This is a genomic window from Pseudomonas sp. E315 (assembly GCF_055406205.1).
Window position 1 is genome coordinate 233066 of record NZ_JBUZPJ010000007.1, and the last position, 14076, is coordinate 247141.

The window sequence follows — 14076 nt, forward strand, 5'->3', positions numbered from 1 at the left end:
GGTGTATCAAGGAGTGGGCCGGGTTATACTGCGGCGCCTTTTTTGTGCCGGTCATGCGTGCCCGGCACACCTATATAAAGATGTTTTCGACAGACCGAAGCACCAAGGTCGCAAACACCTTATTGAATGTTCCCGTCTTATAGAGGAGCGCGACCCATGACCGTGATCAAGCAAGACGACCTGATTCAGAGCGTTGCTGACGCCCTGCAATTCATTTCCTACTACCACCCCGTGGACTTCATTCAGGCCATGCACGAGGCCTACCTGCGCGAAGAATCGCCAGCGGCCCGTGATTCGATGGCCCAGATCCTGATCAACTCGCGCATGTGTGCCACTGGCCACCGCCCGATTTGCCAAGACACCGGCATCGTGACTGTTTTTGTACGTGTGGGCATGGACGTGCGCTGGACCGGCGCCACCATGAGCCTGGACGACATGATCAACGAAGGCGTGCGTCGCGCTTACAACCTGCCAGAAAACGTCCTGCGCGCCTCCATCCTGGCTGACCCGGCTGGCGCTCGTCGCAACACCAAGGACAACACCCCGGCAGTAATCCACTACTCCATCGTGCCGGGCAACACCGTGGAAGTGGACGTAGCAGCTAAAGGCGGCGGCTCCGAGAACAAGTCGAAAATGGCCATGCTCAACCCGTCCGACTCGATCGTTGACTGGGTGCTCAAAACCGTTCCGACTATGGGCGCGGGCTGGTGCCCACCGGGCATGCTTGGCATTGGCATCGGCGGCACGGCTGAAAAAGCAGCCGTCATGGCCAAAGAAGTGTTGATGGAGTCCATCGACATTCACGACCTGATCAAACGCGGCCCGTCCAATCGCATTGAAGAAATGCGCATTGAGCTGTTCGAAAAGGTCAACCAACTGGGTATTGGTGCCCAAGGCCTGGGCGGCCTGACCACCGTGCTCGACGTCAAAATCATGGACTACCCGACCCACGCAGCGTCGCTGCCGGTGTGCATGATCCCGAACTGTGCGGCTACTCGTCACGCGCACTTCGTGCTCGACGGTTCCGGCCCTGCGGCACTCGAAGCACCACCGCTCGACGCCTACCCAGAGATCGTGTGGGAAGCAGGTCCATCGGCTCGCCGCGTGAACCTCGACACCCTGACCCCAGAAGACGTGCAAAGCTGGAAGCCGGGCGAAACCGTCCTGCTGAACGGCAAAATGCTCACCGGTCGCGACGCGGCGCACAAGCGTATGGTCGAAATGCTGAACAAGGGTGAAACCTTGCCAGTCGACCTCAAGGGTCGCTTCATCTACTACGTTGGCCCGGTTGATCCGGTGCGCGACGAAGTGGTTGGCCCTGCCGGCCCGACCACCGCAACACGGATGGACAAGTTCACCCGCCAGATCCTCGATCAAACCGGCCTGCTGGGCATGATCGGTAAGTCCGAGCGTGGCCCTACCGCCATCGAAGCGATCAAGGAACACAAAGCGGTGTACTTGATGGCCGTGGGTGGTGCCGCCTATCTGGTTGCCCAAGCGATCAAAAAGTCGCGCGTTGTGGCCTTTGCCGAGCTGGGGATGGAAGCAATTTACGAGTTTGACGTTAAAGACATGCCCGTGACTGTGGCTGTCGACAGCAACGGCGAGTCGGTACACATTACCGGCCCGGCGATCTGGCAGAAAAAAATCAGCGAGAGCTTGGCTGTCGAAGTGCAATAAGCACTTTTAAGCCAGACACAAAAACGGCCGGGTTAAACCGGCCGTTTTTTTATGCGCGCTGTTTAAGCCGCTGTAGTCGTGACGTTGGCGTGACTGCTCACGCATGAACTGCCGAAGACTGCGATTTTTTGGTCGCTTAAAAACGCAGCCTTCGGTAACGCCTAAGTGAATGCCCCCGCCTTAGAACGCGTTGCGGAAGATCTCTTCAATTTGACCTTGATCCGCAGGCCGCGGGTTGGTCAAACCACAGGCATCTTTCAACGCATTGGTGGCCAAAATAGGGATGTCATCAAGCTTGGCGCCCAAATCCTTCAGGCCCGCCGGGATTTCAACATCCTTGGCCAAGGTGCGAATCGCCGCGATGGCAGCCTGTGCGCCTTCTTCGGGGCTCAAGCCTCGCACATCAGCCCCCAGCGCATGGGCCACGTCGGTCAAGCGTGTTGCGCACACACTGGCGTTAAAAGTTTGTACGTGGGGCAGCAAAACCGCGTTGCAAACACCATGCGGCAAGTCGTAGAAACCACCCAACTGGTGCGCCATAGCATGCACAAAGCCCAATGACGCATTGTTGAACGCCATGCCTGCCAAAAACTGCGCATAAGCCATGTTCTCGCGCGCCGTCAGATCTTTACCATCGCGTACGGCTTGGCGCAGGTTTTGACTGATCAGCTCCATTGCCTTAATTGCACAGGCGTCAGTAATCGGCGTGGCAGCTGTTGACACATACGCTTCAATCGCATGAGTTAGCGCGTCCATGCCCGTGGCAGCAGTCAGCCCTTTTGGCATTGCGACCATTAACTCAGGGTCATTGACGGACAACAGCGGCGTGACGTTGCGATCAACAATCGCCATTTTCACGTGCCGCTCTTCATCCGTAATGATGCAAAAGCGCGTCATTTCGCTGGCTGTGCCCGCAGTGGTATTGATGGCCACCAGCGGCAATTGCGGCTTGGCCGAACGATCAACACCCTCGTAATCGCGAATATGACCACCATTAGTGGCGCACAACGCAATCCCCTTGGCGCAGTCATGGGGCGAACCGCCACCCAGCGATACAACAAAATCACACTGATGCTGCTTAAGCACCACGAGCCCTGCTTCTACGTTGCCAATGCTGGGGTTGGGCTTGGCACCGTCAAAAATCACTGAATCAATGTCTTGCAGCGCGAGCTTTGCAGCAATGTTGGTTGCCACGCCAGCTTTGGCCAGGCCGGCATCGGTCACGATCAACGCCTTGCGAAAACCATAATTGCGGATCGCAGTCATGGCTTCATCCAGACAACCGTTGCCCATGATGTTCACCGCAGGAATAAAGAACGTACTGGTCATGGCGAGTCCTCTTTGCGGGGCACAGCCCGCGACATTGATGAAGTCATGGCTCATAGCTTCACCCCATCGGCGCAGTGCGATGTTGATCTGGCTCAACACTTGGTCGTGATAAAGTCCGACACCGCCCACGCTTTGAGACGACATTTGCGATGACACCCTTCCAGGAATTTGACGCCGAACTAGAAGACTGGAACGCGTTACGCACCAGCACGCCTTGCAACGGCCTGCTCATCGGCAACGGCGCCAGCATGGCTGTGTGGCATGACTTTTATTACGACTCACTGTTTGAAAAAGCCAAAAGCGTGGCCGAGAAGCCGCTGAGCCAAACTGAACTCGGTGTGTTCGAAGCACTGGGCACGCGTAATTTTGAGCATGTGCTGAGCGCACTGAAAACGGCGAGCAAGGTTAATAAAGCGCTGGCGATCAACTCGGCCTCACCTCGTAAACGCTATTACGCCATCAAAGAAGCACTGATCAACTGCACCCAGGACATACACATTCCCTGGCGATTGATGCAACCGCAAACCCTGACGTGCTGGCATGAAGAACTGGCGCGATACGCCACCGTGTATTGCTCTAACTACGACCTGCTAACCCCGTGGGCTGTGATGCAAGCGCCCAAGCACTTCAATGACCTGTTCAACACGCCTAGCGCAACCTTTGAACTGAGCGCCAGCACTGCCAAAAGCAAAGCCACCCGCGTGCTGTACCTGCATGGGGCGCTGCATCTGGTCAAAAATCAGGAAGGCAAAGCCCGTAAAGTCGCAGCCAACGAAGCCACTATGCTGAGCAACTTTGCGATCAATCACTCAATCAGCGCGCTAGACGATGTGCCGCTGTTTGTCAGTGAAAGCAGCAGTGAGGACAAGCGAAAGTCCATTCGGCAGTCGGATTACCTGTCCTTTTGCCATGAACAGTTGATGAACCATAAAGACGCGCTCTGTATTTTTGGCCACAGTTTGAGCGAGCAGGATCAGCACCTGATCAATGCGCTGCGCCAGGCCCCTCTGAAAACGCTGTGCATCTCGATTTACCCACGCAGCGAAGCCTTTATTCGTTTTCAAAAAAACCACTACACGACGCTATTTGCCGACAAAAAACTGACATTACGCTTCTATAACGCCAAAACTCACCCGCTGGGTTACACCAAACACTCGGTGCCTGTCGAAGCTTAAAAGCACACACCGCCTGCTGCTGCCGTAAATCAGGCGACAGGGGGCAAGGCGGTGTCTACAGATTCTGCGGCCTGCACTTAAAACTTCTCTTTAATCACCGTCGTCGGGCCATTGGCTTTAACGCTGGCGATGCCTTTGTCCCGAGCAGCCTCTGTGCTGTATTGCTCGCTGGTGCCGATGATTTGGTGATTGGCCGCTTTAAGGTTGAAGTAAGGCTTGCCGTCTTTAGCCACCTTTCTCTCGTAACGTTCATCCAATGGGCTATTGGCCTGTACCGATGCAATTCCGCTCTTGGCTGCCACCAGCGTGGTGTACTGCTCACTCACCAAAATGGTCTCGGCATTCGCCGCTTTCAGCGTAAATCGAAACTGCCCATTGCTGGTCTTGCTCAACTCGTACCAACCCGACATAGATTTTCTCCTGAGTACTGAAAGGTGATTACCCCTTATTGAGTAAAGACCTGCCCCCTCGTTTATCCATTTATTTGTAGGAAATATCGAAAGATCCATTTTGAACGAGACAAATAGCAATAATTCTCGATACCATTCGCGACTTATTTGCATCGCTGAACCCACAAGGATTTACATGCCTCGCTTCAAACCCGACCCGCTCGCGGCCGAATCCTTTCGTGAGTTCTATACGCAGATTTTGCACTTTCTGCGTAAGCGCACCGACAACGCTAGCGATGCAGCCGACATGACCCAAGACGTTTTCACTCAATGGCTGGGTTATCAGGATCGAGCCAAGGTCGAGCAACCACGGGCATTTTTGTTTCAGATGGCACGCAATTTGTTGCGCGATCACTGGCGCCGCCAGCAGGTTCGCCAGTCTGTTCACGGTGAACAGTCAATACATGACCCCGAACCCTTATGCGATGAGAGGCATGACCCAATGGCCGCCGCACAGCGCCTGCAACGCCTTGAACAGCTCAAGGTCGTACTCGCAGAACTCTCGCCTCGACGCCGCGAAGCCCTTATGCTGCACCGCTTTGAAGGCTTGAGTCAGGCGCAGATTGCCGAGCGCATGGGGATTTCAGTCAGCATGGTAGAAAAGCACATCGCCTTTGCGTTGTTGCACTGCAAGCAACATTTACAGCGGGACAACGGCAAGGAGCAGCCACAATGAGCCCTTTTCAATCGACCGCCCACGACAGCATTGATGCGCAGGCGGCCAGCTGGTTTACACGCAATCGCAATCGGCCCGACGCACAGACCCGCGCGCAATTCGACGCCTGGCATGCGCAACCGGCGCATGCACAGGCGTATGCCGAATTTGAGTCGCTATGGGCAGACTTGGGCGAACTGCAACACCGGAACAAACCGCTGCCACTGCCGGTAAAAACGGCGATCAAGCGTCGTTCGACGTTTGCCCTGGCTGCGGCGGCAGCCGTGTTGTGTGCCGTGCTGGCCTTGAACGTCGGCACCCCCGTCACGCTGCACCAGCAACAGCTCACGACCCAGTCCCAAGGTGCGAAAACCCTGACACTGCCCGATGGCAGCACCCTCTACGTCAATGCCAACACCCAACTGCTCCTCGATTTCAACGCACAACAACGCGACATTTACCTAGAACGCGGTCAGCTCTACATCGAGGTGGCGGCCAATAAAGACCAGCCGCTGGTGGTGCACGCCGGTGACGCGCGGATACGAGTGGTCGGCACCGGTTTCGATGTGCGCCGCAGCCCACGCCAACTGGTGGTCAGCGTCGCCCACGGCCAGGTTGCGTTCGTGCCTGACGCCAAGCGCTCTGCCCTGCTCGGCGCCGATCAGCGTGCCACGTACGACTACGCGCGTCAGGCATTGACTGAACAAACCCTCACAGCCAGCGAAATCGCCGATTGGCGCAACGGACACCTGGCCTTTCGCAACCGCGAGCTGGCCAGCCTGATCGACGAACTGGACCTCTACCGGCCCGGCATCATCGAACTGGCCAATGGACCGCTCCAACAGTACAAGGTGTCGGGCCAACTCGACGTCAATGATCCGCTGGCACTGGTAAAAGCCTTGCCCGCCTTGATCCCGGTGAAAACCGTGTGGCTGGACAACGGAAAAATCCGCATCGAACCCCGCTAAAAAACATATGCGAATATTTTGCATTCGCATATGTGGTTTTTTAAACGCCCCGCGTCTTCCTTCGGTCTGCGTTGTTAACGCATGTCTTTTTGGCCTTTGTTGCCGCACTGGGGGATTTCATGTTTCGCGCACCGCATCACGTCTCGCATTTCTGCACACGCCCGACCCTACTGGCCGCCTGCCTGGCGTTCTGCCTGCACGCTCACGCCGAGTCGGTCCAACTGCAATTGCCTGCACAGTCGCTGGCCAATTCGTTGAGTGCCGTGGCCCGGCAAGCCAACATCCAGTTGCTGTTTGACGAAGCACTGTTGCGCAACATCAAGGCCCCGGCGCTGAGCGGCAGTTACAGCGCGCAAGAGGCCATCAACCAATTGTTGCGCGGCACCGATTTCAGCCTGACCCAAGTCGACCGCACCTTCGTCGTGCGTCCCAAAGAAGAAGGCACGACTACCAGCAACAGCCTGCAGCTCAGTGCCATGAGCGTGATCGGCACCGGCAATGAAGTCGACTCCAGCAACGTCGGCAAATCGACCCTGACCCAAGCTGAAATCAATCGCTATCAGGCCAATAACATTCCCAGCCTGCTGGCGACACTGCCCGGCATCAACCTCGGCGGCTCGCTCAAGCCTGGTGGCCAGACCATCAACATTTGGGGCATGGGCGAAGCCGAAGACGTGCAGATGACCGTCGATGGCGCGACCAAAAGCGGCTTCGAACGCTACATGCAAGGCACCATTTTCATTGAACCGGAGCTGATCAAGGGGCTGGTGGTCGAGAAAGGCCCGCACGATATACGCACCGGCAACGGCGGCTTTGCCGGCTCCGTGCACATGGAAACCAAAGATGCCCCGGACTTGCTCGCAGAAGGCAAAGACACCGGCGCCATGCTCAAGTACGGCTACAGCAGCAACGATCACCAGCAGGTTTATAGTGGCGCCGTGTATGGCCGCACCGATGATGGTCGCGCGGATGCGCTGGTGTATTACACCAAGCGCGATGGCGACAACATGAAGCTGGCCGGGCACATGCCAGACCCCAAGAATGCTTACCCGATCAATCCCAAACGCTTGCCCAACACCGCCCAGGACCTGGACGCGCAACTGCTCAAAGTGAACCTGCACTTCAACGAAGAGCAAAGCCTGGGGATGTCGTACTCACGCTCCAACAACTACCTGTGGGTGCCCTTCTCGGCCATCAGCTACCCGGCCCCGCCGAGCCAGGCCAACATCGACAAATATGGGTACGACATCGCCACCCGGCGTTACTTGTCCAACCGTTCGACCATCGACACCACATGGTCCGCCAAATACAAATACCAGCCCCTTGAAAACCCCTTGGTGAACCTTGAGGTCAAGTACTCGCATTCCAATACCGAGCAAACCGATACGCGTGGCGCTCAAGCTTATTTCCAGCCGTCCACCGGCGGTCGCAAGATGGAAACCGGCTACACCGACGACATGGTGCAAATCGAAAACGTCAGCCTGTTTGCCAGCGGCCCGCTGGACCATGCCGTGACCACGGGCATACAGGTGCGCAAACACCAGCGTGATGTCGACATGTGGATGCCGGGCAAGACCTACGAAGTAGAAAAATACAACTACGGCCACTACCAGCCCAGCTTCATGCCCAAAGGCAAAGTCGACACCCACAGCTTTTACCTGCAAGACGCGATTACCCTCGGTGACTTCACCCTGACCCCGTCCGTGCGTTACGACCACGTGCGTAACCGCGGTGAAGAAAACGATGCACCGTTCTATAACCACGCGGAATTGGGTCACGACTACAGCGACAAAACCTACACGGGCTGGTCGCCTCGCCTGTCAGCCTTTTGGAAAATCACCCCCAACACAGCGCTGTTTGTCGACTACAGCAAAACCTGGCGCGCCCCGGTCATCGACGAACAATACGAGCTACAAGGGCTCGGCAGTCGCACAGCGACCAGCCTGAACTTGAAACCAGAAAAGATCACAGGCTGGCGTGCGGGCAACATCACCAACTTCGATCAGATCTTTACTGACAGCGACCATGCACTGATCCGTACCACGCTGTTTCAGAACACCGTCGACAATGAAATTTTCAAGGCCACCGGCGTCGGCTGTGCCGCCCAGACGGCGGCGGGCAGCCTGTCCAAAGACTGCGGGCCGGGCAACATACCGAACTACCGCAACATTGGCAGTGTGACCATCAAGGGCTTTGAAGTTGAAAGCTTCTACGAATCCACGTACCTGTTCGGATCACTGTCGTACGCCTGGATGACCGGCAAACACGAAGGTGCCTACACCAACCCGTGGGGGCCAAACGTCTGGGCACGTGACATTCCGGCGCCTAAATGGGTCGCTGTGCTGGGGACCAACATTCCGGCATGGGATGCACGCGTGGGCTGGAAAGGTGAGTTCGTGCGCAAGACCGACCGTCTGCCAAGCGACAAGTACTCGGGTAACGAGATCAGTGTGTTAGGGGATCGCTACTATGACCAACACGCCAACGACGGGTATAACGTGCAGGGCCTGTTCGCCAACTGGACACCCCAGCAGCCTTACCTCAAAGGCACCGAGATCAACTTCACTGTCGACAACCTGTTCAACAAAAGTTACCAGCCGATGCTCAGTGGTGATAACGCCTACAGCCAGGGCCGCAACGCCAAGATCAGCGTGACCCGTTTCTTCTGAGGGCTACCCTGACCGCTGCCGCGAGCACGACAATCAACCGTGCTTGCGCGGCACCACATTCAAACCGCCCGACTGCACCCGACGCTGACTCAGGTAACGGGTGCAACTGACCCGCAGGAACGAGGCGAAGTTGACCACTTCGCCCCGGTAATCCATCACTTCTTCGTAGAGCTTGGCCACCAGTTGATTGGTGGTCATGCCATCGACTTCAGCAATTTCACTGAGGATGTCCCAGAACTGGTTTTCCAGACGCAACGTCGTGACCACGCCACAAATACGCAACGATCGCGAGCGTGACTCGTACAGAATCGGATCGGCTTTGACGTACAGCTCACACATGGTCACGCCCTCGTCTTACAAGGTAATGGTGGTGCCCAGCAGGTTCACAAACGCCGCCAACCACGCCGGATGCGCAGGCCAAGCAGGCGCAGTGACCAAATTGCCTTGCACATGAGCCTTAGTGACGTCGATATCAATATAGGTGCCGCCCGCCAAACGCACTTCGGGTGCACAAGCAGGGTAGGCGCTGCACTCACGGCCTGCCAGAATGCCAGCCGCCGCCAGCAATTGCGCGCCATGACACACGGCAGCAATCGGCTTGCCCGCTTTGTCGAAGTCACGCACCAGTTCAAGCACCTTTTCATTCAAGCGCAGGTATTCAGGCGCACGACCACCCGGCACCAACAGCGCGTCGTAGTTGCGGGCGTCAACCTTGTCAAAGTCAAAATTCAGAGCAAACAGGTGGCCAGGCTTTTCGCTGTAGGTCTGATCGCCTTCAAAGTCATGAATGGCCGTGCGAACAGTCTGACCCGAAGTTTTGCCAGGGCAAACCGCATGCACTTGATGCCCCACCATCAATAGCGCCTGAAACGGCACCATCACTTCGTAGTCTTCGACGTAATCGCCAACCAGCATCAGAATCTTTTTTGCCGCCATGATGTGTGCTCCTCTGGAATAAAGCCTGTCAGTGTTGACCCTATTTCCGGCAGGAGCTGACGCAGCTTGGCGCCCGCTCCTACCGGATTGACCCCACCTTACTCCCGGAGTGCTGATGCGGGTAATAGCCTGGTACTACACCCGCAGTCGACGTTTCGTGCAGATTTACCCCAACAAACCATCGGCACGCAGCAGGGTTTCGAGGCAATGTTCTTGAATGTTATAGAACGCCTTGAGCTCTTGAATTTTCACCAACAACTGCGACGCATCCAGCGGTTCGGCACGCTTGACCGCCAGAATCATTTTGTTTTTGTTGGTGTGCTCCAGTGAGATGAACTCAAACACTTTGGTCTCATAACCGCAGGCTTCAAGGAACAGCGCACGCAGGCTATCAGTCACCATCTCGGCCTGTTGGCCCAAATGCAGACCGTATTGCAACATCGGCTTGAGCAACGCCGGGCTCTGAATTTGCAGGCGAATCTGCTTATGGCAGCACGGCGAACACATGATGATGGCCGCGCCTGAGCGAATGCCCATATGAATTGCGTAATCGGTGGCAATGTCGCACGCATGCAGCGCGATCATGACGTCAATAGGCGTCGGAGCAAAACTGCGTACATCGCCGTGCTGAAAGCTCAGGCCCGGATGCTCCAAACGCTGAGCCGCGTTGTTGCACAGTGTGACCATGTCTTCACGCAGTTCAACACCGGTAACCATACCTTCGGCTTTCACGCTATGGCGCAGGTAGTCATGGATGGCAAATGTCAGATAACCCTTGCCCGAGCCAAAGTCCACCACCTTGATCGGCTGATCGAGCTTGAGTGGCGAGTTGCTCAAGGCATGAGAAAACACCTCGATAAACTTATTGATCTGCTTCCACTTGCGCGACATCGCCGGGATCAGCTCTTGCTGCTTGTTGGTCACGCCTAAATCAGCGAGAAACGGACGGGAGAGATCCAGAAAACGGTTCTTCTCACGATTGTGCTCAGCGGATGGCACCTCGCGTTCTTGCTGGCTTTTACCTTTAAACAGCGAGCTTTTGCCCTTTTTGCTGTACTCCAGTTGCACTTCATCCGTCAGAGTCAGCAAGTGAGCGTTCTTGAACGCATCTGGCAACAGCGCGGCAATGTTTGCCACGCCCTCTTCAAGCGAGAAATTCTTAGTGATATCGCGGGTTTTATAGCGGTACACAAACGACAGGCAAGGCTGATCCTTGACCGTGACTTGCTTGATGATCACCCGTTGTAGCTCAGCTTCTGGGCCAACGTGCTTGGCCAGCACCAGCTTGATAAACGAATTCTGGGCCAGACCGGTTTCCAGCAGATTCAAAAATTGCGCGCGATGATCCGGCACAGACGGGGCGGTGGTTGCAGTCACTGACATTGAAAAAGGTGCCTCGGGGTGCAGGAGGGGGAAATCAGAAAAGGAGTGGCAGCTATTTTAGGCGTGTTAGGGGGGCGGGGGCACGAGGTTATTTTGGCGTGGAGGATTAAAGCCCCCAGATATGGGCACAACTCCAGTAACGCCCAAGAGCCTTTGACGCTATAAGTCGTATGGCCATCATCTAGGCCAGAGATTAGCAATGCCGGCCGGCATACACGCTACAAAAAGTTCAACTCAAAACGCTCAAACTCAAAACGCTCAAACTCAACCGCTTACCGCACCGATAAGCCAGTCAATTAAAGGAAGACTAAAAATAACCATCACTTGTTCCAGTGCAGCACCCGTACTGATCACCCGCATCATAGGTATTGCCATTAATAACAAGTTTCAGCTTCACATTCCCTACATCATGATCTCGAGGAATAATTAAAGGCGCAGGAGGAATAACAGCCCCCATTACTGACCGAGTACCGCCAGGCACATCCAGTGACGAGAGTAAAAGCTTACCTACCGTCGACATCCAGTGACAGGAAAGCATCTTATTAGCATAGTTTTTTTTCAGTACACCTTTATTAACTATTCTCAGGTCGGGCGCACACATGTAATCGAGGTAGTTATTTGAGGACGTTTTTTTGAAAAAATCACCCGCAGATTTTACGACCTTACTAAACACTTCTGAATTTCTAATAGAATACAACCCAGCCCCCACAGAAACCAAAGTAAAAAACCCTATAATCCATGGGCTCGCACCAACTAAAATTGTCATCGTGCCTATGACCCCTGCAACATTACCCACCAAGCTCACCACATCGCCACTCTTCAACTCCCTCCCGGCTTTTACATCAATACCAATCTTAAGAAAAGTGATAGTTCCTGCAACTATATTTGCTGGCATATTTATAATTGGCACGTAAGGCCCAACCAACTTGGTGACGGACGTAACACTGGCAATGACAGCCCCTGCCTGCGCTGTTTGATTCAACAACACCATACCACTATTGTTTACCAAAAATTGATCTGCCACTGACGTTGCAGCAGCCCCCACAGTGGCACCATTATTGATTACACCTAAAATTATTTCTGCTTTCCCGGCCATAACTTATTCCTCGACAACTGTTTTGAAAGCGAGTGTCATCCTGACCTGATCGCACTTGACTGATGGTGAACGCGCGGCATGGGGAATTCGACCATCAAACACCACTATACGTTTTGACTTAGGAAGAACTGCCTTAATAATATTTTCTTTCGCATCATCGTAAAAAACCAGTTCACCACCCCAAGAGGTCGGCCAATGCTCATTACAAAACACAATCATGGTTAAACCGGGACAAACTTTATTATCTCGATGAATAATCGTATCCTGACCAAATGTTTGCCCGTTTGCATAAACGCCTAACAAAGTCACTTTAAATGTGTGCAAGACCAAAAAACGATCCCATAGGCGAGTCAAAAAACACCAAGGCTCGTTCGCGCTGAGTTCTTCAAGGCTAGACTGGCCTTGCGGGCGGCCCTTACCCGCTATAAACACATGCCAACATGGCCTGATAAAAGGCAAGGCTTCATAGTTAGGCCAGTTATATCGCCAGACCGCACCTTTGAGCTGAGCGTTGATACTTTGTTCCTCTTCCTCCGTCAAAAAATCATCCATTACATAAATGGATCCATCAACTGCTTCTATTTTCATAAATCACGCCCTCTTATAATAATATCTATTCCAAATTCCACACCTAAGCATATTGAAAGCACACCAACAAAAGCCCAAAAACCATACCACCGCCATAAACCAATTTGAATAACAATCATACACAGCCTTATCGACAATGCTTTGTTCCCCCAGCATTAACTTAAGCCTATCATCATAGAGCGACCATACAAATCGACTATCACTATGCGGGTCCACACCCACCCACAACGCCTGAATTTTTTTAACATTCAAACTCTGAGCATCATCATTAAACATCCTAATAACGTAATCATAACTATCCTCACCATCCCCCACCTTAATATACAGATACGCAGTCGACCTAGAGCTATCGAGCGGCTGCGTAACATGCGCACGCTGCAACACCAACTCTTGGGGAACGGGCGGCACGTCTATCACGTCATTCAACATAAGAAACATGAGCCCCAACATAACCAGACACCCTGCAAACAGCACCACCAACTCCCCTGGGCCTGCCACATAACCCGGTGAAATATACAACGGCGAGCGTTCCACTTCTGCCTCACGATCTAATGACGTCAAATTAAACCCTCGATAATGTATCAACAACCCTACTCATGTAGGGGCCGGACACTGCCTACATACCACCATTCAACCGCTCGCTAACCAGCATTAAGGTCATACGATTTTTTACTCCATATTTAAGGAGCAATGAGGAAACATGATCCCGAACCGTAAAATCACTGATGCGCAGCTGCTGTGCAATTTTCTTGTTGGTGCAGCCCAACACTAACAACTCCAACACATCTTTTTCCCTACACGTAAGTGCCGCAACCTTTAGCTTTCTCATATTCACCAGACATCCATACCAACTCCAAGATCATTCTATCGTGAGTTAAAAACAATTTAATAAAGCAAAACCCAGGCACTCAAAACTAGTCATCACCCATAAGAAAGACAACAAATAACTTTACAAATACTGACACTTTTAAAAAAAACCAACTTAACCGACAAACAAACCAGAGCAAACTGACAACGCTATAAGAATAGAAACACATTCACCCTGCTATTGTGCTGTTTTGAAAATAACTTACCCGCCAGCCCGTGAGGCCATTGCCTCACGGGCTCGCTGTATCTTGTTTAAGATATCTTCTCCCTTCGCATTCCAG

The 14076-nt window shown here is 53.8% G+C and carries 14 protein-coding genes; 5 read left to right on the forward strand and 9 right to left on the reverse strand.

All coding sequences use genetic code 11. The features are described 5' to 3' along the window. The first annotated feature begins 156 nt into the window (after nucleotides 1–156). Entirely contained in the window at nucleotides 157–1680 is a 1524-nt protein-coding gene (locus ACZRJQ_RS12765; RefSeq protein ID WP_463978703.1) for a fumarate hydratase, read from the forward strand. Between the two features lie 180 nt (nucleotides 1681–1860). Here the strand turns inward: ACZRJQ_RS12765 and yiaY are convergent, their stop codons facing one another. Next, nucleotides 1861–3009, reverse strand: coding sequence for an L-threonine dehydrogenase (yiaY, locus tag ACZRJQ_RS12770; RefSeq protein WP_463978720.1), 1149 nt, complete (start codon nucleotides 3007–3009; stop codon nucleotides 1861–1863). A 149-nt stretch (nucleotides 3010–3158) separates the two neighbouring features. Here yiaY and ACZRJQ_RS12775 point away from each other — a divergent pair, with 149 nt between their 5' ends. Next, nucleotides 3159–4184 carry a DUF4917 family protein gene (locus ACZRJQ_RS12775; RefSeq protein ID WP_463978704.1) on the forward strand — a complete coding sequence of 342 codons (1026 nt, stop codon included), beginning with the start codon at nucleotides 3159–3161 and terminating at the stop codon, nucleotides 4182–4184. A gap of 77 nt (nucleotides 4185–4261) precedes the next feature. Here the strand turns inward: ACZRJQ_RS12775 and ACZRJQ_RS12780 are convergent, their stop codons facing one another. Beyond that, nucleotides 4262–4594 (reverse strand): YegP family protein, encoded by a 333-nt coding sequence (locus ACZRJQ_RS12780; RefSeq protein WP_463978705.1) that lies wholly within the window; start codon nucleotides 4592–4594, stop codon nucleotides 4262–4264. Nucleotides 4595–4769: 175 nt separating this feature from the next. Between ACZRJQ_RS12780 and ACZRJQ_RS12785 the strand changes: the two genes are divergently transcribed. From ACZRJQ_RS12785 to ACZRJQ_RS12795, 3 genes are all read left to right on the forward strand, one after another. Next, on the forward strand, nucleotides 4770–5309 hold the full coding sequence (locus ACZRJQ_RS12785; RefSeq protein ID WP_463978706.1) for an RNA polymerase sigma factor: 540 nt from the start codon (nucleotides 4770–4772) through the stop codon (nucleotides 5307–5309). Continuing rightward, the gene (locus tag ACZRJQ_RS12790; protein ID WP_463978707.1) at nucleotides 5306–6256 is read left to right on the forward strand and encodes a FecR family protein; all 951 of its coding nucleotides are present in this window, start codon (nucleotides 5306–5308) and stop codon (nucleotides 6254–6256) included. The genes ACZRJQ_RS12785 and ACZRJQ_RS12790 overlap by 4 nt, the downstream gene beginning before the upstream one ends. Before the next feature lie 119 nt (nucleotides 6257–6375). Then, nucleotides 6376–8925 carry a TonB-dependent receptor gene (locus ACZRJQ_RS12795; protein WP_463978708.1) on the forward strand — a complete coding sequence of 850 codons (2550 nt, stop codon included), beginning with the start codon at nucleotides 6376–6378 and terminating at the stop codon, nucleotides 8923–8925. Between the two features lie 33 nt (nucleotides 8926–8958). Here ACZRJQ_RS12795 and ACZRJQ_RS12800 read toward each other — a convergent pair whose 3' ends face one another. The 7 genes from ACZRJQ_RS12800 to ACZRJQ_RS12830 all read right to left on the reverse strand — a co-directional run bounded on the left by ACZRJQ_RS12800 (nucleotide 8959) and on the right by ACZRJQ_RS12830 (nucleotide 13757). Next, complete coding sequence (locus tag ACZRJQ_RS12800; RefSeq protein ID WP_463978709.1) at nucleotides 8959–9264, reverse strand: ribbon-helix-helix domain-containing protein; 306 nt, start codon at nucleotides 9262–9264, stop codon at nucleotides 8959–8961. 15 nt (nucleotides 9265–9279) lie between these two features. After that, a complete protein-coding gene (locus ACZRJQ_RS12805) occupies nucleotides 9280–9864 on the reverse strand; it encodes a DJ-1/PfpI family protein (RefSeq protein ID WP_463978721.1) in 585 nt (194 codons plus the stop codon). A gap of 162 nt (nucleotides 9865–10026) precedes the next feature. After that, on the reverse strand, nucleotides 10027–11244 hold the full coding sequence (locus ACZRJQ_RS12810) for a class I SAM-dependent methyltransferase (protein WP_463978710.1): 1218 nt from the start codon (nucleotides 11242–11244) through the stop codon (nucleotides 10027–10029). Between the two features lie 307 nt (nucleotides 11245–11551). Further along, nucleotides 11552–12340, reverse strand: coding sequence for a hypothetical protein (locus tag ACZRJQ_RS12815; protein WP_463978711.1), 789 nt, complete (start codon nucleotides 12338–12340; stop codon nucleotides 11552–11554). A 3-nt stretch (nucleotides 12341–12343) separates the two neighbouring features. Then, nucleotides 12344–12928 (reverse strand): 2OG-Fe(II) oxygenase, encoded by a 585-nt coding sequence (locus ACZRJQ_RS12820; RefSeq protein WP_463978712.1) that lies wholly within the window; start codon nucleotides 12926–12928, stop codon nucleotides 12344–12346. A gap of 3 nt (nucleotides 12929–12931) precedes the next feature. Further along, nucleotides 12932–13489 carry a hypothetical protein gene (locus tag ACZRJQ_RS12825; RefSeq protein WP_463978713.1) on the reverse strand — a complete coding sequence of 186 codons (558 nt, stop codon included), beginning with the start codon at nucleotides 13487–13489 and terminating at the stop codon, nucleotides 12932–12934. 55 nt (nucleotides 13490–13544) lie between these two features. After that, a complete protein-coding gene (locus tag ACZRJQ_RS12830; RefSeq protein WP_463978722.1) occupies nucleotides 13545–13757 on the reverse strand; it encodes a LuxR C-terminal-related transcriptional regulator in 213 nt (70 codons plus the stop codon). Between the last annotated feature and the right edge of the window lie 319 nt (nucleotides 13758–14076).